Raw genomic sequence first — 18,272 nt, 5'->3', positions numbered from 1 at the left:
TAGGAGAGGCCCATGCGTATCGTCGTCCTGTTCAACCTGAAGCCCGAAGCCGACCCCGCCGCCTACGAGGCATGGGCCCGCGGCACCGACATTCCCGGCGTCAACGCGCTGTCCTCGGTGCATGGGTTCACCGTGCACAAGGCAAAGGGCCTGTTCGGAAGCGATGCGCCCTCGCCCTACCAGTACATCGAGATCATCGACATCGCGGGCGTCGACCCCTTCGTCGCGGACATCTCGACGCCCGAGTTCCAGGCCGCCGTCGCCGCCTTCGGCGAATTCGCCGACAATCCGCAGTTCATCGTGACGGAAGACCTGTGATGGCCCGCTTTGCCGGCAAGACGGTCGTCGTCACCGGATCGGGACGCGAGAAGGGGCTGGGCCAGGCGATCCTGCAGCGCTTTGCCGACGAGGGCGCGACCTGCGTCGTATCCGACATCGCCATAGGCGAGGAAGCCGGACGAGTGGCAGACGAGCTGCGGGCCCGCGGAGCCGAAGTGGCGACAATCGCCTGCGACGTGGCCGACCCGGCGCAGTGCGAGGCGCTGGTGGCGCAGACCGTCGAGGGGTTCGGCAGCATCGACGTGATGGTCAACAACGCCGGCATCGGCTTCATGATGACCCCCCTGCTCGACGTAAGGGCCGAGGACTGGAGCAAGGTGATCGGCGTCAACCTTTCCGGCGCGTTCTTCTGCACCCAGGCGGCGGCGGCGGCGATGGTCCGGACCGGCAACGGCGGGCGGATCATCAACATCGCCAGCCAGGCCGCCAAGACCGGCTTCCCGCACCTTGCCGCCTATGTCAGTTCCAAGCACGGCATGATCGGGCTGACGCGGGCAAGCGCGGTGGAACTGGGCGCGCACGGCATCACCGTCAACGCGGTCTGCCCCAATCACGTCACGACCGCCCTCGGTGCCGAGCAGAACGCCTATTTCTCGCGCCTGCTGGGCTACGACAGCGTCGAGGCCTACCTTGCCAACATGGCGGCGAAGAACCCGATGGGCCGGCCAGGGCTGCCCGGCGACACCGCGGGCGCCTGCGCCTTCCTGGCCAGCGACGATGCCGTCTACATCACCGGCGAGGCGATCAACGTGTCGGGCGGGGAGGAGATGCACTGATGGCAGCGCAGCGCGATATCTGGGCCGAGGAGCGGATCGACTGGCCCGGCAATGCGGCCATGGCGCTGTCCATCGTCGTCAATGTCGAGGAAGGGTCGGAACAATCGCTGCTTCGCGGCGACAAGGGGATGGAGCCGGTCGACGAACTGGGCCTCTTCGTGAAGGGCGCGCTGCGCAACCACCAGAACGAGAGCAACTACCTCTACGGCATCAAGGCCGGTGCGCCGCGCGTGCTCAAGCTGCTGCGCCGATACGACATCAAGGCCAGCTGGACCGTCGCGGCCATGAGCCTTGAAGAATACCCCGAGCTTGCCGCCGCGATCGTGCAACTGGGGCACGAGCCGGTCAGCCACGGCTATCGCTGGGTCCACCAGTTCCGCATGGACGAGGATGCCGAGCGCGAGTTCATCCGCCAGGCGGTAGCCTCGATCGAGCGGACCTGCGGGGTGCGGCCACACGGCTGGCTGTCGCGCTACATGCTGACCGACAACACCCGCCGCCTGCTGATCGAGGAAGGGTTCTCCTACCACATGGACGACCTGTCGGGCGACGTGCCGTTCTGGGACCGGGAAACGGTGCCGGGCCGCCCCATCGCCATCGTGCCCTACCAGATCGACAACAACGACATGAAGATGTGGACCGATCCCGCCTACACGCCGGACGACTGGCTGAACTACGCGATCCGCAACTTCGACCAGGTCCTGAAGGAAGGGCGCGAGGGCAATCCCAAGATGATGAGCCTTGGCCTCCACCTCAGGATCATCGGCAGGCCCGCGCGCATCTCGGCGCTGGACGAATTCCTGCGCCATGTCCGCTGCCACGACGATGTCTGGGTCGCCACCCGCAAGGAAATTGCCGACCACCTCGCCACGGTCGAAGCGCCGTGATCCGGCTCGAACACGAAGGCCCGGTCGCGCGCCTGCTGATCGACCGGGCTGCCCGCCGCAACGCCTTCACGCTGGAGATGTGGGAGGAGATGCCCCGCCTGCTCGCCCGCGCGCAGGAACTGCCGGGCCTGCGCGTGCTGGTACTGGAGGCTGCCGAGCCCGGCGCGTTCTGTGCGGGCGCGGACATCGCAGAACTGCTCGCCAACAAGGACGACCTTGCCTGGCGGCGGCGCAACCAGCAGGCGATCAACGCGGCGCAGTTCGCGCTGGCCCGCTTTCCGCTGCCGACTGTCGCGATGATCCGCGGCGATGCGGTTGGCGCCGGCTGCGGCATGGCGGTCGCCTGCGACATCCGCGTCGCCGCCGACGATGCCCGCATCGGCATCACGCCTGCCAAGCTGGGCCTGATCTATCCGCTTCACGACGTGAAGCTGCTGGTCGATCTCATCGGCCCCGGACAGGCCCGGCGCATGCTGTTCACCGGCAGCCTGCTCGATTCGGAGGAAGCGCGCCGCGTCGGCCTGTTCGAACTGCGCGACAGCGAATTCGACGGGCTGATCGCCGCGATCGTCGCCGCCTCCTCGCACTCGACCCGGCAGCTCAAGGCCTTCGTGCGCCGCATTCTGGACGGACAGGTGGCGGACGATGCGGAAACGCTGGCGATCTTCGCCGATGCCTTCGAGGGCCCCGATTTCATCGAGGGGGTGAACGCGTTCCTGGAAAAGCGCCGCCCCGATTTTGCCGGACGCGAGGGATCGGGGACATGAGCGAGTTCCTGCAACACGGCCGCATCGTCGGCGGCATCGTCACCACGCCGGACCTCGACGCGGCGCTGGCCGACTACGGCACCCGGCTCGGCCTGAACGTGGTGGAACGCGGCACGCTTGCTGATCGGCTGGCGGCCAGCTGGGGCTGCTCGGCCAGCGCCGGCGCGCGCTGCGCGACGCTGCAACCGCAGAGCGGGGTCCATTCGTTCATCCGGCTCGTCGAACAGCCGGTGCCCGCCGGTTTCCGCCCGACGACGACGTTCGGCTGGAACGCCTACGAACTGACGGTGCAGGACGTTTTCGGCTGGCCGACGCGGCTCGACGGCAGCGGCTTCACCATTGTGGGACCGCCCAAGGAGATACCCGGCCTGCCCTATTTCGTGGCGATGCAGATGACCGGGCCGGGGCAGGAGATGATCTACCTCAACGAGGTCCGTTCCGACACGCCGACATCCGACCTGCCGCGCGCCGCCTCTCCCGTAGACCATGCCTTCATCGTGATTCTCGCCACGCCAGACCGCGCGGCGACGATGGCTTGGTATCGCGACACGCTGGGTTTCGTCGACGGCGGCACGTATACGATTCCCTATTCGATGATCAATCGGGCCTTCGACCTGCCGGCCGATCACATGACCACGATCAGCATGGCGCAGGCCGGGCGGATGCCGATCGTCGAGGTCGACGACTATCCCGAACAGGCGACCGAGCGGCGCCGCGAGGACGGGCTGCTGCCGGCGGGCAACGCGCTCGTGACGCTGGCCGTCGATACGCTCGATCGCACCAGCCTTTCCTTCATTACGCCGCCCGCTTGGCACGGCGGCCCGTTCTATGGCGATCGAAGGTCGGCCACGGTGCGCGGGCCGGCCGGCGAATTGCTGGAACTGCTGGAAACGGGATCGTGACGCGCCGCATTGGCCTCGTCGGCACGGCATTCAACCCGCTCGATCGGAACCGCCCGGCGGCGGAACTGGCGGCAATGCTTCCGGCCGGGGTCGAGCTTGTCGGCTATCCCTCGCATGTCCCCGCCTTTCCGCACTCTGCTCTCGAACAGGTGTTGCAGCAGATCGGCCACCTCCACGCCGCGATGCGCGCCGCCGATGACGGTTGCGCCGCGCTCGTCATCGACAGCCTCGGCGATTATGGCCTTGCCGCCATGCGTGCCGGGGTCGGGGTGCCGACATTCGGTTCGGGCGAAGCCGGTGTGGCCGAAGCCATGGCCGGGGGACGGCGCTTTGCCGTCGTCAACGTCGGGGCGGAGGCGGATACGGACAATCTCGGCGGGCCCGACGGCTATCTCGCGCAAGTGCGCGGCGGGGCGCCCGCGCTCCTCGACCGCATCGTCGCCGCTTGCGAAGACGCGGCCCGCGGCGGGGCGGAGGCGATCCTGCTGGGCTGCACCTGCATGTCCCCGCTGGCCGCAACGCTGGCCGAGCGGGTCTTTCTGCCAGTCGTCAACCCGCTGGCGGCGGGGCTGCGAGCCGCCCTCGCCGCACCGGACGTTCCGGTGCCCGAACGCGCGCACCCGCTGCGCGACCGCCGCGCGCTGGTCGACGCGATGGTCGCCGCCGTTGCCGATCAACCGGCGGAGGACTGCCCCGTCTGCGTCGTCGCCAGCCATTTCGAACAGGAACAACCATGACCCGAACCGCCCGCGAAGTCGTCTTGGCGCACGCCATCACCGAACCGGCCACTGCCGCCGACTTCGCCCTGATCGACCGCCCCCTGCCCGACACGCTGCCGCCCGGTTCGGTGCACGTGCGGGTACGCTGGCTGTCGCTCGATCCCTATGTCGGACAGGTCCTGCGCGGCCGCCACATGGGCGAGGCCGCGCCCGCGCCGGGAATGCCGCTGCCGGGCGAAGGGATCGGCGAGATCCTCGCCTCGGCCGATCCGGACCATGCGGTGGGCGATCATGTGGCGGGACACTTCGGCTGGGCCGAGGAAGCCGTGGTTCAGGCCTCCGCGCTGCGCAAGGTCGATGCGGCGCAGGGCACGTTCGAGCATCTCGGCATCCTCGGCATGCCGGGCCTCACCGCTTGGGTCGGCACGACGCAGCTTTCGCGGATCGAACCGGGGATGACCTTCTGCGTCGATGCGGCGGCGGGGCTGGTCGGCGGCACGGCAGGGCAGATCGCCCGCCTCCTCGGCGCACGCGCCGTAGGCATCGCGGGGGGCGCGGACAAGTGCGCGATCGTCACCGGAACCTACGGCTTCGACGCCTGCGTCGATTACCGGCAGGATGGCTGGAGCGATCGCCTGGCCGAGGCCGCTCCGGGCGGCATCGACGTGCATTTCGAGAATGTCGGGCAGAAGGTGCTCGACACAGTGCTGCCGCGCCTGTCGGTCAATGGCCAGGTCATCCTGTGCGGTCTTGCCGACCATTACGGCGACGGGCGCCCCGCCCTCCTCAACGCCGGGTTGCTCGTCGGCAAGCGGGCGACCGTTCGCGGGCTCGTCGTCTACGATTACGTCGGGCGGCGGCAGGAATGGATCGATTTCGCCCTGCCCCACCTTCGCGAAGGGCGCCTGGTCGAGCATGACGACATCGCCGACGGGCTGGAGGCTGCGCCGCTGCAGATGGAACGCGTCGCCGCCGGGACGACACGGGGCAGGCCGCTGGTCCGCGTCGGCTGACCAGGCCTGCCGCCAGAACCCATCCGACATCCCGCCGAAAGGAACGCAGCCATGCTCCCCCAAACAGTCTTCAACCGCGTTCCCCGGCAGGCCATGGCCGAACGCGAACAGGCCATGTGGGACGGCGCCGATGCGCTCCACGGCGACACCACGTTCGTCGAGGTGATGGCCAACTCGCCGCAGACGCTTCGCTGGTACATCGACCGGTTCTACGGAGAGCTTTTCCATTCGGGTCGCCTCGATCGCAAGCTGGTCGAACTGGTGCGCCTGCGGCTCGCCAACGTCCACGGCTGCGCGTTCTGCAACCGGGCCGACCGGATCGCCGCGCTGGAGGCGGGGCTGGGCGAGGCCGAGGTCGATGCCATCGGCGACTACGCGAACGGACCCTATTCGCCGGCGCAGAAGGCCGCCCTGCAACTGGCCGACGTGATGGTGCTGACCAACCCCGCGGGCAGCGTCGACAAGCCGCTCTACGACCGCCTGCGCAACCATTTCAGCGATGCTGAACTGGTCGAGCTGGGCATGATCATGGCCGTACTGACCGGGGTCGCGAAGTTCATCTTCGCCTTCGACCTCGTCGAAAAGGAAGACACCTGCCCCTTCATCCCGCCTGCCGGGCGCTGACGGAAACCGGCGGCTGTCCGGCGCGGCGCGATCAGAATTCGCTCAGCAGCCGTCCCAGCCCTTCGACGCGGTCGTCGATGCCCAGAGTGCGCAGCGCGTGCCAGTAGGTTGCGGTGTTGATGGCGATGACCGGCTTGTCCAGCTTCGCCTCGTACTCGGCGGCAAGGCTGACCATCGACAGGTTGGTGCCGACCTGCACGATCGCATCGACATCGCTGCCGTCGAGCTCGCGGATCACCTCGCGCATGCGCTGCGGCGTCACCTTCGCGATGTCGGTCCACGACCGGCACTTGAGCGGGATGTCGCGCTTGACCGTGAAACCCGATTCCTCGAGGAAGCGGCGCACCTCGGCATTCGCGACCGGGTAGTAGGGGGATACGAACGACACCGTCCGGACGTTGCCATAGGCGTTGAGCGCCGCAGCGACGGATTCCGATCCGGTCGACGCGCCGACACCGGCCAGCGCCTCGATCTCGGCCTTGAACCGGCGACCGCCCTCGACCCCGCCGTAGAAGGTGATAGCCGACATCCCCAGCACCAGGTATTCCGGGCGCAGGGTCATGACCGAGCGAACCGCGTCGTTGGTGTTCTGCGCGATCGCGGTCGTCCCCGCGATGAAGTCGTCGTTGTTAAGCGCGACCGGATCCTCGACATAGATGCGCGAGAAGTGGTTGGTCACTCCGGCGGGACGCATCCGCTCCATGTCGGGCTGGACCGTGGTGTTGGTCGACGGCGCGACAACGCCGAGGCACGCGCGATATCCCTGAACGTCGGTCATGGCGTATTCTCCGTCAGTCGATCGCCGCAGCCTGCTCGAGGCTTTCGAACATGGCCTGCCGCAGAAGGTAGGCCCGGCGTCGCTCGTCGTCGTTGCGAATGGCCAGCATGTCGGCGCGGCGCCTGGCGTGCGCCTCGTCGCTGCCGCCCTTGATGAAGGCCATGTTGGCCTTGGTCTGGGCCTGGGTGAAATCGTGCGTCACCGTGCGCCGCTGCCGGTCGTAGAGCGACAGGCGCTCGTCCATGTCGGCCTCCGCGCGCAGCACCGGATCGAGCTTCTCGAACAGGTTGAACGCGTCGTGCACGCCCGAATTCATCCCGAAACCGCCCAGCGGATTGTTCAGGTGCGCCGCATCGCCGACCAGCATGACGCGGCCCTTGCGGAACGACTGCGCGACGCGCTGGTGAACGCGGTAGAGCGTGCGATGCTCGGTCACGACGTCGGGCTTGCCGATCAGCCGGTCGAAGATGCCCTCCTTCATGCCATCGGACCGCAGCGTATCGTCGTCTAGCGTCCCGTCCGTCGGCACCAGCACGCGCCAGAGCGATGGCACCCGCAGCAGAACCAGCCATTCCTCCGGATCGGACACGTAGTTCACATAGGCGAGGTTGGGCAGATGGTCGGCCAGTTCCTCGCGCGTCGAAAGGCACAGGAACCTTTCGGGATAAGTGAAGCCGTCGAATTCGATGCCGAGCCACTTGCGCACGATCGAGTTGGCGCCATCGGCCCCGACCAGGAAGTCGGCGCGCATCTCGCGCATGCCTTCCATCGTCTCGACCCAGAGCTGAACCCCGTCGTCGTCTTCCCGGAAATAGGTCAGGCGATGGGCAAAGCGCATGTCGGCGTTGCCGCTGTGCGACAGGCGGTCGGCGAGGGCGCGGGACAGGTGGTACTGTTCGCACTGGATGCGGAACGGATAGCGCGTCACGTCCGAAAGCTCGGTCAGGTCGAGCTCGATCACTTCGCCGCTGGTGCGGTCGCGCCAGTGATAGACCGGAGCCTTGAGCCCGCGCTCCAGCAGCATCGGGGTGACGCCGATGCTGTCCAGCATCTCGAGCGTCGGCGGATGGAAGGTGGAGGCGCGCAGGTCCTGCGCACAATCGACACCTGCCTCCAGAACGACGACGTCATGCCCCGCCTGGGACAGGAGGGTCGCCAAGGTCGTCCCTACCGGTCCGGCGCCAGCGATCGCGACGCGAAACCGTTCAACCCCCGCCATGAATCCCGTACTCCAACTTCTTTCCATCACGTCTTCGGGCTATGAACGTGCGGGCGACGAAGGGGAGCGAGGCTCGGCATTCTATCCGCCTTGCGGGCATTGGGGACCGTCAGGCCCGAACGCGACCGTTGCTGCTGCACAGTCGCCGGGCGGGTTCGGCAGCGTGTCCCGCCCTGACAGGAGATGACGATGATGGCCCCTTGCCGCGCCGCGACCGCAGCGCTCGTTCTTGCCGCATTGGCGGCGCCTGCCGCGGGCCTGGCCGATGACGGCGGCACTCCGGCGGCGCAGGCCTCCACCGCCAAGCTCCATTCGCCGCCGCTTCCCGCCGCAGAGGCGGAGCGCATCTACCTTGAGCGGCTGAAGAGCTTTCTCACCGGCTACGACAACTTCCGCTACGAACCGATGGTGGCGCTGCGCGGCGCGAGCACGGTGACGCCGCTGCCTCGCGCGACGAAGCGGCAGCGGACGATCTCGGCAGAGGCGCTGGCCAACGCCCGCGCATATGCCGAGGCAATGAACAGCGACGCCTTCATCGTCTGGCGCGGCGGACGGGTGGAGGCGGAATGGTACGGCAACGGGCATGACGCGAAGAGCGAACTGGTGTCCAAGTCGCTGTCCAAGCCGCTGATCGCGCTCGCCATCGGGCGGGCGATCGCGCTGGGCCATATCCGTTCGGTCGACCAGTCGATCGCCGATTTCGTGCCGATGGCGCGCGGCACCGACAAGGAAGCGATCACCGTGCGCTACCTGCTCGACATGCGTTCGGGCATGCTGGACCAGGGCTTCTCGCCCGATCCCGCGCATCCCTACAACACCGCCTACCTCGGCACCGATCACGGGACCGCGATCGTGCGCGACTACCCGATGGCGCATGTGCCGGGGCAGACCTACTCCTATGCCAACGCACCGGCGGACCTCGTCGCCATGGTGATCGAGGGGGCGACCGGACAGCGGTTCGAGGATTTCGTCGCCGACCAGCTGCTGGCCCCGATCGGGGCGCCGGGCGGCAGGATCTGGCTCAACCGGCCCGGTGGCCTCGCCCATTCCGGATGCTGCCAGATGCTGCCGGCGGACACCTTCCTGCGCCTTGCCGTGCTGATGCAGCAGGACGGGACCTGGGGCGGAGAGCGTCTGCTGCCGCGCGGATACGTGAACCAGATGCGGGCCGGGACCCCGGCCAACCCCAATTTCGGCATGGGGGTCTGGCTGGGCGAGCCGTGGAAGGAACGGCGCGGTTTCGGCGCACCGGGCACGCTGGGGCCGCAAGTGCTCCATTCCGAGCCGTTCCTCGATCCCGATCTCTACCTGTTCGACGGCAATTCGAACCAGATCGTCGCGATCAGCCCGCGCCACGACCTCATCGTCCTGCGCATGGGCCGGACGCCGCCCAAGGCCGGTGACGGACGCAACGAGTGGGACAACGCCTATCTTGCGAATACCCTGATTCGCGGCATCAAGGATTGAACCGGCGGCGGGCGCGGGCCCGGAGGCTCGCTCCCGCCCAGTTTCATCCGGCGGGTTTCACCCGGCAGGTTTCAGGCAGCCGATCACAAGACTGCGCACACCGTCTTCCATTCCAGATAGCTGTCCAGCGCCTGCCGCCCGCTGTCGCGTCCCCAGCCGGACTGCTTGATGCCCCCGATGGGCAGCGCCGCGTCGTACATCGCGTGGCAGTTGATCCAGACGGTGCCCGCGTGGATCGCGTCCGACATGCGGTGCGCGTGCGACAGGCTTTCGGTCCACACGCTGGCGGCAAGCCCGAACTGGCTGTCGTTCGCCGCCGCGACCACCTCGTCCACATCGTCGAAAGGCTGGACGACGAGCACCGGCCCGAAAACCTCCTCGCGCACGATCTCCATGTCGGCGTGCACGCCGGCCAGGACAGTGGGGCTGATGAAGGTCCCAGCGTCGCCCGACCGTTCGCCGCCGCAGACCACTTCGGCCCCGTCGGCACGGGCACGGGTCAGAAAACCTTCGACGCGTTCGGCGTGGCGGGCCGACACGACGGGGCCCATCTGCGTCTCCGCATCGAGGCCATGACCCATCCGCAGCCCGGCGGCATAGGCGGCCACGCCTTCGACGACGCGGTCGTGGACCGCGCGATGGGCATAGAGCCGCGACCCGGCGATGCAGACCTGCCCGCCGTTGAAGAAGATCGCGTTGGCCACGCCGGGAACCGCCAGATCGAGATCGGCGTCGGGCATCACGATGGTCGGCGACTTGCCGCCCAGTTCCAGCGTCACCCGCTTGAAATCGGTCTTGGCGGCGTCGAGCACCGCGCGGCCCGTGGCGGTCGAGCCGGTGAAGGCGATCTTGTTCACCCCCGGATGCGATGCCAGCGCCGCCCCGGTCGCCGCGCCGGTGCCGGTCACGATGTTGACGACGCCGGGGGGGAGCCCCGCCTCGTGCATCAGTTCGCCCAGTCGCAGCGCGGTGAGCGAAGTGTCCTCGGCGGGCTTCAGGACGATCGTGCAACCCGCCGCAAAGGCCGGCGCCAGCTTCATCGCGGTGAGCACCAGCGGCGAATTCCACGGCACGATGGCGGCGACGACGCCGACCGGTTCGCGCCGGGTCCAGCTGCGCACCTGCTTGCCTTCTGGCTGATAGGCGATCGAGCTGTCGATGGTGTTGCCCTCGATCGCCATCGCCTGTCCGGCAAAGAAGCGGAACTGGTTGACCGCGCCGGGAATCTCGGCCCACCGTCCGACGAAGAGCGGCTTGCCCTGGTCGAGCGTTTCCAGTTCGGCGAGCGCGTCGATATTGGCCTCGATCAGGTCGGCGATGGCCCACAGGATCCGGGCGCGCTCGACCGGGACCGTCGCTTTCCAGCCCGGCAGGGCCGACCGGGCGGCAGCCACCGCGGCGTCGACGTCGCCGGGCCCTGCGGCGGCGATGCGCGCGGTCTCGACGCCGGTTGCCGGGTCGAGCGTCGCAAAGGTCTCGCCGCCCGAGGCTGCATGCCACGATCCGCCGATCAGCAGCCCCTCGCCCCGCCCGCGACGGTCGAGGAATGCGGTGTTGTCCGCGCAAAGCCGTGCGAGATCGAATGCCATGTCCTGAATGTCTCCGCCTGCGAGCAAGGTGTTGTTCCTGCGTCCATCCATCCGGGCAGGGCTGCGCCGAGGCAATCCGGCAGGACGCAAAATCCGAGTGTCGGACAAGTCCGTCCAAAACTGCTTCAGGTCGCGAGCCGATGTTACCGGTCGGGCTTCAGGCGCATCGATTGGGCGCGGCGAAAACGGAACGGGACATGACGTATCGACTGGGAGTGGACGTGGGCGGCACGTTCACCGATCTTCTGCTGCTGGATCAGGCCAGCGGCGCATTCTGGCGGCACAAGACGCCGTCGACGCCGCACGACAGTTCGCAGGGGATCCTGAACGGCCTGGCGGCGATCTGCGGCGAAGCGGGCGTCACCCCCGGCGACATCGAGTTCTTTTTGCACGGCACCACCGTCGCGACCAACGCGGTGCTCGAAGGAAAGGGCGCCCGCGTCGGGCTGATCACCACCGAAGGCTATCGCCAGGTCATGCAGATCGCGCGCAGCTTCGTGCCCGGCGGGCTTGCCGGCTGGATCGTCTGGCCCAAACCCGAACCGCTCGCCGCGCTGGAGGATACTTTCGAGATCAGGGGCCGGATGAACGCTCGCGGGGTCGAGACCGCCCCGATCGACGAAGCGCAGATCCGCGACGTGCTGGCGCAGCTGAGGGACAGCGGCGTCGAGGCGCTGACCGTCAGCCTGATGAACGGCTACCTCAACGGCGCGCACGAACGCCGGGTCGGCGAACTGGCCGCCGAGATCATGCCCGATGTGCCGGTCTCGCTCAGCCATGTCGTCCTGCCGGAAATGCAGGAATACGAACGGACCTTGACCACCGTCGCCAACGCCGCTGTGCGCCCGGTCGTCGGCAGCTACGTTCGCAACCTGCGCAGCAGTCTGCGCAGCAGCGGCATGGCCGGCTCGCTCTCGCTGCTGCGGTCCGACGGCGGGTTGATGAGCAGCGAGAAATCGGAGGAACACCCGGTCGCGCTGTTGATGAGCGGTCCTGCGGGCGGCGTCACCGGCGCGCTTTGGGTCGGCAAGAACGCCGGCATCCACAACATCCTGACGCTCGACGTCGGCGGCACGTCGACCGACGTGGCGCTGATCGAGAACCTCGAGGCGCGCCGTGTGCGCACGACCGAAGTCGGCCACCTGTCGGTCCGCGCCTCCGCGCTCGACGTCAAGACGGTCGGCGCGGGCGGCGGATCGATCGCCTACGTTCCCGAACTGACCGGCGCGCTTCGCGTCGGGCCGCAGTCGGCGGGCGCCGTTCCCGGCCCGGTCGCCTATGGCAATGGTGGCACGCTGCCGACCGTGACCGATGCCAACGTGGTGCTTGGCTACCTGCCCGAGAACCTCCTTGGGGGCACCTTCAAGCTCGACCGCGAAGGCGCGAAGGCCGCGGTTCAGACGATCGCCGACAAGCTCGGCATCGGGCTGATGGAGGCGGCGCGCGGCATCATCGACATCGTCAACGAAAACATGTTCGGCGCGCTGCGCATGATCTCGGTCCAGCAGGGGTACGATCCGCGCCACTTCGCGGTCATGGGCTTTGGCGGTGCGGGTCCGCTCCACGTCAACGCCGTGGCCAAGCTGATGGGTTCGTGGCCCGCCGTGTCGCCGGTTTCGCCGGGCGTCCTTTGCGCGCTGGGCGATGCGACGACGCGGATGCGGACGGAGACCGCGCGCTCGTTCTCCCAGCCCTTCTCCGCCACGGAGGAGCAGGCGGTGCTCGACCAGCTCGACGAGATGGCCGAGCAGACCCGCGGCGAATTGCGGGCCGAGGGCATCGCCGAAGCGGACATCACCGTGCAGTTCGAGCTAGACGTGCGGTACGAGGGCCAGGCCTTCGAAGTGCCGCTGTCGATCGATCCGGCGACGCTGCGGGCCGACGGGCTCGAGGGTGTGCGCGCCCGCTTCGATGCCGAGCACGAGCGGTTGTTCACCTTCAACATGGATTCGGAACACGAACTGGTGAACCTGCGTGCCGTTGCGCTCGGCCCGGTCCTCGAACTCGGCGCGCTGCAGCTGCCGGTGGGCAACGGCGACCCGGCGGAAGCGAAGATCCGCGATCACGAACTGTGGGCCGACGGCCGGATGGTTCCCGCCGTCATCTACGACCGCGCGCGACTGAAGGCGAACGACGTCATCCCCGGCCCCGCCATCGTCGTCGAGATGGATTCGACCACGCTGATCGAGGCGGACTGCGTCGGCACCGTCGACGCCTGCGGCAACATCCTGATCAACCCGGCCTGAGCGAAGGAAGACCCCATGCCCGCACGTATCGTCCAGGACGACGCCACGCCTTTCAACAAGGTGGAGATCGACCCGGTCACGCTCGAAGTGATCGAGAATGCCCTGCGCAATGCCCGCATCGAGATGGATGCGACGCTGGTCCGCACCGCGATGTCGCCCGGCATCCGCGAACAGGGCGATGCCTTCCCCCTGATCGCCGACCACAAGGGGCGGATGATCGTCGGCCAGTTCGGCAGCTACATCGGCCCGTTCCTCGACGGATATGACGGCACGGTCGAGGAAGGCGACATGATCTTCCTGTCCGACCCCTATTCGGTCGGTGGTGCGATCAGCCACTGCAACGACTGGCTGGTCCTGCTCCCGGTGTTCAAGGACGGGCGGCTCATCGCCTATACCTCGATGTTCGGGCACCAGTCCGACATCGGCGGCATGGTCCCCGGATCGATGCCGATCCACGCCCGCGAGATTTTCCAGGAAGGCGTGCGCATCCCCCCGGTCAAGATCTGGAAGAAGGGTGAATACAACGAGGACCTGGTCAGGCTGGTCATGCACCAGTCGCGCATGCCCGACTGGTGCAAGGCCGATCTCAACGCGCTGATCGCCTCGTGCCGGGTCGCCGCGAACCGGGTGATCGAGATGGCGGGCCGGTTCGGCGACGACGTCTTCGTTTCGGCCACCGAACTGCTGCTCGACCGCAACTACCGCGCGATGCAGCATCTCATCGAGACCTCGATCGGCGAAGAGAAGGTGAGCTTCGAGGACTACGTCTGCGACGACGGGATGGGTTACGGCCCCTACCGCATCAAGTGCACGATGTGGCGCGAGAACGGGCGCGTGGTACTTGACTTCGACGGCACCGACCCGCAGTCGCAGGCGTCGATCAACATGTTCCTGAACGAGAACATGATGCGCATGTTCTTCGGCATCTACATGATCATGGTGTTCGATCCGCAGATCCTGTTCAACGACGGCTATTACCCGCTGATCGACGTTCGGATCCCGGAAGGATCCTTGCTGAAGCCCAGGTTCCCCGCCGCGCTGTCGGGCCGCACCCACGTGCTGGGCCGCCTGTTCGATATCCTGGGCGGCCTGCTCGGCCAGAAGACGCCCGAATTCCTCAACGCCGCCGGCTTCTCGTCCAGCCCGCACCTGTTTTATGCGGGGCACGACCGCGACGGGAAATGGTTCCAGCTGTTCCAGATCGGCTTCGGCGGCATCCCTGGCCGCCCGCTCGGCGACGGGCCCGACGGGCATTCGCTGTTTCCCGGCTTCACCAACGTGCCGAACGAGTTTCTCGAGCGCTACTTCCCGCTTGAGATCGAGCGCTACCAGACCGTACCCGACAGCGGCGGAGCGGGCCTGCACCGCGGCGGCAACGGCATCGAGATGGTCTACCGCTTCCTCGAACCCGGCGTCATCGCGATTCACGACGACCGCTGGTTCGTGCCGCCGTGGGGCGTCAACGGCGGCGAGCCGGGCGCGCGGGCGCGCAAGGTGCTGGTCAAGGCCGACGGGCGCGAGATCGTCGTCGGCAACAAGCTGGAGGACTACCCCGTGGAGGCGGGCGACAGGCTCCACTTCATCACCTGGGGCGGTGGCGGCTGGGGCGATCCGCTCGATCGCGATCCCGCCATCGTCGCCAGGGAGATCGTCCAAGGGCTGGTCACGGTCGAAGGCGCGCGCCGCTATGGCGTGGTGATCGAGGGCGGCGCGGTCGACGTCGCCGCCACCGACGCCCTGCGCGCCCGGATGCGGCAGGAACGCGGCACGATCGAGACCTTCAATTTCGGTCCCGACATCGAGACGCTGCGCGCCAACTGCCTTGCCGAAACCGGCCTGCCCGCGCCAAAGGCACCGCAGTGGACCTTGCCGCTGGCCGAGGCCGCCGAATAAGGCGATCATCGCCCAGCCGATTGCCGGAGCGGACCATCGTTACTGTCCGCTCCGGCCAGAACTTCAGACTTTCAGGAGAGCCCCGTGGCCGATCCGATCTTCCGCCAGAAACTGCAGAGCGGCAAATTCTTCGTCGTCCCCGGCATCCAGGACATGATCGCCGCCGTCGTCGCCAACAAGGTCGGCTTCGATCTCGTTTACGGCACTGGCTACTGGCTGACCGCGTCGGCCTGGGGCCTGCCCGATGCCGGCATCGCCAGCTACACCCAGATGGTGAACCGCATGGAGACGCTGGTCCGCACCAGCCACGGTGCGGTCATCGCGGATGGCGACACGGGCTTCGGCGGCCTGCTCAACGTGCATCACACGGTGAAGGGCTACGAGGCCGCGGGCGTCACCGCGATCCAGCTCGAAGACCAGGAATTCCCCAAGAAGTGCGGCCATACCCCGTTTCGCCGCACCATCCCGGTCGAGGACATGGTCGAGAAGATCAAGGTCGCCGTCGCTGCGCGCGTGAGCGAGGATTTCCTCGTCATCGCGCGCACCGACGCGCGGCAGAGCGAGGGGATGGACGGAGTGCTGCGCCGGCTCGAGGCCTATGACAAGGCGGGCGCGCACGTCCTGTTCCCCGAAGCCTTGACCAGCGAGGAGGAAATGGCCCGCGCCTGCGCCGCGTTCGACAAGCCGCTGATGGCCAACATGTCGAACGGCGGTTCCAGCCCCGTGCCCGTCGCATCGGTCCTGGCCGAGATCGGCTATGCCTATGCGATCTACCCTTCGCTGACCTCGCTGGCTGCCAGCGCGGCGATGGAAAAGGCGCTGGTCGACCTGAAGGAAAAAGGCATCGGCCAACCCGACGGCCTGTTCGACTTCAACGAGTTCTGCTCGCTGATCGGGTTCGAGGAAGTGTGGGACTTCGAGCGCAAGTGGGGCAAGGCCCCCGCCACGGTCGCCTGACGATGGCCAACGGAAACGGTGACGCAGGGGCCTTGCGCATCGCTGCGGCCACGCTGTCTCGCTGCGGCGGCCACGCCCTTCCCTACCGGGACAGCGCTCCGCTGACGGTCGAGACGCTCACCCTCGCCGATCCGCGCCCCGGCGAGGTGCTGGTCCGCATCGACGCGGCCGGCATCTGTCATTCGGACCTGTCGGTCATCAACGGCGATCGCGCACGGCCGATGCCGATGGTGCTGGGACACGAAGCTGCCGCCACCGTCATCGCACTCGGCTCGGATGGCACGCGCGGGGAGCGCGCAAGCGGGGCGGACGATCTCGCTCCGGGCGACCGGGCTGTCCTGGTCTTCCTGCCCGCCTGCGGCGAATGCGTCGATTGCCGCTCGGGCCAGGGATATCTTTGCTCCTCCGGAGCCGCGGCAAACGGCCGGGGCGAGTTGATGGCGGGCGGCTCACGCCTGTCCGACGACAGCGGTGCGATGCGCCACCACCACCTCGGCATTTCCGCCTTTGCGACCTACGCCGTCGTCGATCGCCGCTCGCTGGTGCGGATCGACCGCGACATTCCTCCCGAAACCGCGGCGCTGTTCGGCTGCGCGGTGCTGACCGGCGTCGGCGCGGTCATGAACACCGCGGCAGTCCGGCCGGGCGAATCGGTGATGGTCTTCGGCCTTGGCGGGGTCGGGCTGGCGGCTCTGATGGGCGCGATCGCTTCGGGCGCGCAGCCTGTCGTGGCGATCGACCCTTCGCCGCAGAAGCGGGCGCTGGCGCTGGAGCTGGGCGCCGCCGCCGCCTTCGAACCGGGGGCCGACCTCGGCGACGTCCGGCCCGACGTGGTGATCGAGACGGTGGGCAAGGCGGCCGTGCTGGCTCAGGCCTATGCCGCGGCGCGGCGCGGTGGGCGTATCGTGACGGTGGGCCTGCCAAATCCGGCCGAAATGCTGGAGATCAACGCCCTCTCGCTGGTCGCCGATGGAAAGACGCTGATGGGCAGCTACATGGGATCGTCGATCCCGCAGCGCGACATCCCCCGCTACATTGCGCTCTGGCGCGCAGGCCGTTTGCCGGTCGAGAAGCTGCTGACCGGCACCGGGCAGCTGGAGGACATCAACGCGATGATGGATCGGCTGGCCGACGGCTCGGCGATCAGGCAGGTGATTGTTCCCGCTTGGTGACATTTTTATCCGCCAAGCGGATATTTCTGGCGAAAGCCGCGACGGCAGGGTTACAAATACCCCCTCTTCGTGTCCGACACGCGAAAAGAGGGAGTATTGCGCCGTGGAAAAAGGGGTTCCGATTCGGTCCATCACCCGGTCGATCGCCGCGCTGAAGGCGATCAACCGCCACGGCTCGCTGTCGATGATGGAAATCGCGCGCGCCGCGAAAGTGCCCTACCCCACCGCCTGCCGCATCGTGCAGACGCTCGCCTACGAAGGGCTGATCGAACAGGAACCCGCACGCAAGCGCTACCGCGCGACGCCGCTGGTGCAGACGCTGGCGACCGGGTTCCAGCACGACGACGAACTGGTCTGCATCGCGCGGCGCCACATCGTCGATTTCACCCGCCGCGCAGGTTGGCCGATGTCGATCGCGATCCGCGTCGGACGCGAGATGATGCTGCGCGATTCGACCCATTCGAACTCTTCGCTGACGTTCGAGAACTACTACCCCGGCTTCACCCTGCCCATCCTCGACAGCGCGTCGGGGCGCGTCTCCATCGCCTTTGCCGATGACGAGGAGCGCGAGCAGATCCTGCAGTTCATGTGGATCTCGCAGGATATCGACAACGCCTACCTCTCCACTGCGGAAATCAGCCTCGATGTCGAGAGGATCCGCGCCGAAGGTTACGCGGTCCAGGGGCGCAACCACCACAACCTGACGCCGGGACGCACGTCGTCGATTGCGGTGCCGGTGTTCCGCAATGGCCGGTTCGAGGCGGCGTTGACGATGATCTTCTTCGTGGCCGCGATGAAGATCTCCGAAGCGGTCGAACGCTACCTGCCCGAGATCAAGGCGACCGCCGCGGCAATCAGCCACGATCTCTCGAACGGCGCGCCGGCAGGAAGCGCCTGACGCGGAGGTCGATCCGCGCGGCGGTC

General features: G+C 67.6%; 17 protein-coding genes. 14 read left to right on the top strand and 3 right to left on the bottom strand.

From position 1 onward, the window contains the following. Positions 1–12: 12 nt before the first annotated feature. The 8 genes from J2X37_RS01625 to J2X37_RS01590 are packed head-to-tail and all read left to right on the top strand — an operon-like array spanning position 13 to position 6,027. A complete protein-coding gene (locus J2X37_RS01625) occupies positions 13–318 on the top strand; it encodes an REDY-like protein HapK (RefSeq protein WP_310017021.1) in 306 nt (101 codons plus the stop codon). Continuing rightward, a complete protein-coding gene (locus J2X37_RS01620; RefSeq protein WP_310017019.1) occupies positions 318–1,115 on the top strand; it encodes an SDR family NAD(P)-dependent oxidoreductase in 798 nt (265 codons plus the stop codon). The genes J2X37_RS01625 and J2X37_RS01620 overlap by 1 nt, the downstream gene beginning before the upstream one ends. Beyond that, a complete protein-coding gene (locus tag J2X37_RS01615) occupies positions 1,115–2,002 on the top strand; it encodes a polysaccharide deacetylase family protein (RefSeq protein WP_310017017.1) in 888 nt (295 codons plus the stop codon). Before J2X37_RS01620 ends, J2X37_RS01615 begins: the two co-directional genes overlap by 1 nt. Then, positions 1,999–2,769 (top strand): enoyl-CoA hydratase-related protein, encoded by a 771-nt coding sequence (locus tag J2X37_RS01610; protein ID WP_310017015.1) that lies wholly within the window; start codon positions 1,999–2,001, stop codon positions 2,767–2,769. The genes J2X37_RS01615 and J2X37_RS01610 overlap by 4 nt, the downstream gene beginning before the upstream one ends. Further along, positions 2,766–3,671: a hypothetical protein gene (locus J2X37_RS01605; RefSeq protein WP_310017013.1), complete on the top strand. Its 906-nt coding sequence runs from the start codon at positions 2,766–2,768 to the stop codon at positions 3,669–3,671. The genes J2X37_RS01610 and J2X37_RS01605 overlap by 4 nt, the downstream gene beginning before the upstream one ends. Further along, entirely contained in the window at positions 3,668–4,408 is a 741-nt protein-coding gene (locus J2X37_RS01600) for an aspartate/glutamate racemase family protein (protein ID WP_310017012.1), read from the top strand. The genes J2X37_RS01605 and J2X37_RS01600 overlap by 4 nt, the downstream gene beginning before the upstream one ends. Next, complete coding sequence (locus J2X37_RS01595; RefSeq protein WP_310017010.1) at positions 4,405–5,403, top strand: NADP-dependent oxidoreductase; 999 nt, start codon at positions 4,405–4,407, stop codon at positions 5,401–5,403. Before J2X37_RS01600 ends, J2X37_RS01595 begins: the two co-directional genes overlap by 4 nt. Before the next feature lie 51 nt (positions 5,404–5,454). Next, positions 5,455–6,027: a carboxymuconolactone decarboxylase family protein gene (locus J2X37_RS01590; protein ID WP_310017008.1), complete on the top strand. Its 573-nt coding sequence runs from the start codon at positions 5,455–5,457 to the stop codon at positions 6,025–6,027. A 31-nt stretch (positions 6,028–6,058) separates the two neighbouring features. Here the strand turns inward: J2X37_RS01590 and J2X37_RS01585 are convergent, their stop codons facing one another. Beyond that, positions 6,059–6,805, bottom strand: a complete 747-nt coding sequence (locus J2X37_RS01585) for an arylmalonate decarboxylase (protein ID WP_310017006.1) — start codon at positions 6,803–6,805, stop codon at positions 6,059–6,061. A gap of 13 nt (positions 6,806–6,818) precedes the next feature. Beyond that, positions 6,819–8,024 carry an NAD(P)/FAD-dependent oxidoreductase gene (locus J2X37_RS01580; protein ID WP_310017004.1) on the bottom strand — a complete coding sequence of 402 codons (1,206 nt, stop codon included), beginning with the start codon at positions 8,022–8,024 and terminating at the stop codon, positions 6,819–6,821. 189 nt (positions 8,025–8,213) lie between these two features. Between J2X37_RS01580 and J2X37_RS01575 the strand changes: the two genes are divergently transcribed. Next, positions 8,214–9,491 (top strand): serine hydrolase domain-containing protein, encoded by a 1,278-nt coding sequence (locus J2X37_RS01575; protein WP_310017002.1) that lies wholly within the window; start codon positions 8,214–8,216, stop codon positions 9,489–9,491. Positions 9,492–9,574: 83 nt separating this feature from the next. Here J2X37_RS01575 and J2X37_RS01570 read toward each other — a convergent pair whose 3' ends face one another. Then, positions 9,575–11,080, bottom strand: a complete 1,506-nt coding sequence (locus J2X37_RS01570) for an aldehyde dehydrogenase family protein (RefSeq protein WP_310017000.1) — start codon at positions 11,078–11,080, stop codon at positions 9,575–9,577. A 197-nt stretch (positions 11,081–11,277) separates the two neighbouring features. Between J2X37_RS01570 and J2X37_RS01565 the strand changes: the two genes are divergently transcribed. The 5 genes from J2X37_RS01565 to J2X37_RS01545 all read left to right on the top strand — a co-directional run bounded on the left by J2X37_RS01565 (position 11,278) and on the right by J2X37_RS01545 (position 18,246). Beyond that, a complete protein-coding gene (locus J2X37_RS01565) occupies positions 11,278–13,326 on the top strand; it encodes a hydantoinase/oxoprolinase family protein (protein WP_310016998.1) in 2,049 nt (682 codons plus the stop codon). Positions 13,327–13,341: 15 nt separating this feature from the next. After that, positions 13,342–15,219 (top strand): hydantoinase B/oxoprolinase family protein, encoded by a 1,878-nt coding sequence (locus J2X37_RS01560; protein WP_310016996.1) that lies wholly within the window; start codon positions 13,342–13,344, stop codon positions 15,217–15,219. A gap of 84 nt (positions 15,220–15,303) precedes the next feature. Beyond that, positions 15,304–16,176: an isocitrate lyase/PEP mutase family protein gene (locus tag J2X37_RS01555; RefSeq protein ID WP_310016994.1), complete on the top strand. Its 873-nt coding sequence runs from the start codon at positions 15,304–15,306 to the stop codon at positions 16,174–16,176. 2 nt (positions 16,177–16,178) lie between these two features. After that, complete coding sequence (locus tag J2X37_RS01550; protein WP_310016992.1) at positions 16,179–17,348, top strand: zinc-binding dehydrogenase; 1,170 nt, start codon at positions 16,179–16,181, stop codon at positions 17,346–17,348. Positions 17,349–17,451: 103 nt separating this feature from the next. Then, positions 17,452–18,246 carry an IclR family transcriptional regulator C-terminal domain-containing protein gene (locus tag J2X37_RS01545; RefSeq protein WP_310016990.1) on the top strand — a complete coding sequence of 265 codons (795 nt, stop codon included), beginning with the start codon at positions 17,452–17,454 and terminating at the stop codon, positions 18,244–18,246. The last annotated feature ends 26 nt before the right edge of the window (positions 18,247–18,272 follow it).

It is taken from the genome of Croceicoccus sp. BE223 (assembly GCF_031457155.1).
Classification (GTDB): Bacteria; Pseudomonadota; Alphaproteobacteria; order Sphingomonadales; family Sphingomonadaceae; genus Croceicoccus.
The sequence above is the reverse complement of the archived record's forward strand: the minus strand, read 5'-3'. Positions and strand labels throughout refer to the sequence as shown.

What these genes read in the sequence shown, in the direction of transcription:
- J2X37_RS01575 (WP_310017002.1), top strand. Translation starts at nt 8,214, where the DNA reads ATGATGGCCCCTTGCCGCGCCGCGACCGCAGCGCTCGTTCTTGCCGCA.
- J2X37_RS01590 (WP_310017008.1), top strand. Translation starts at nt 5,455, where the DNA reads ATGCTCCCCCAAACAGTCTTCAACCGCGTTCCCCGGCAGGCCATGGCC.
- J2X37_RS01580 (WP_310017004.1), bottom strand. Translation starts at nt 8,024, where the DNA reads ATGGCGGGGGTTGAACGGTTTCGCGTCGCGATCGCTGGCGCCGGACCG.
- J2X37_RS01625 (WP_310017021.1), top strand. Translation starts at nt 13, where the DNA reads ATGCGTATCGTCGTCCTGTTCAACCTGAAGCCCGAAGCCGACCCCGCC.
- J2X37_RS01620 (WP_310017019.1), top strand. Translation starts at nt 318, where the DNA reads ATGGCCCGCTTTGCCGGCAAGACGGTCGTCGTCACCGGATCGGGACGC.
- J2X37_RS01565 (WP_310016998.1), top strand. Translation starts at nt 11,278, where the DNA reads ATGACGTATCGACTGGGAGTGGACGTGGGCGGCACGTTCACCGATCTT.
- J2X37_RS01605 (WP_310017013.1), top strand. Translation starts at nt 2,766, where the DNA reads ATGAGCGAGTTCCTGCAACACGGCCGCATCGTCGGCGGCATCGTCACC.
- J2X37_RS01595 (WP_310017010.1), top strand. Translation starts at nt 4,405, where the DNA reads ATGACCCGAACCGCCCGCGAAGTCGTCTTGGCGCACGCCATCACCGAA.
- J2X37_RS01615 (WP_310017017.1), top strand. Translation starts at nt 1,115, where the DNA reads ATGGCAGCGCAGCGCGATATCTGGGCCGAGGAGCGGATCGACTGGCCC.
- J2X37_RS01560 (WP_310016996.1), top strand. Translation starts at nt 13,342, where the DNA reads ATGCCCGCACGTATCGTCCAGGACGACGCCACGCCTTTCAACAAGGTG.
- J2X37_RS01550 (WP_310016992.1), top strand. Translation starts at nt 16,179, where the DNA reads ATGGCCAACGGAAACGGTGACGCAGGGGCCTTGCGCATCGCTGCGGCC.
- J2X37_RS01585 (WP_310017006.1), bottom strand. Translation starts at nt 6,805, where the DNA reads ATGACCGACGTTCAGGGATATCGCGCGTGCCTCGGCGTTGTCGCGCCG.
- J2X37_RS01570 (WP_310017000.1), bottom strand. Translation starts at nt 11,080, where the DNA reads ATGGCATTCGATCTCGCACGGCTTTGCGCGGACAACACCGCATTCCTC.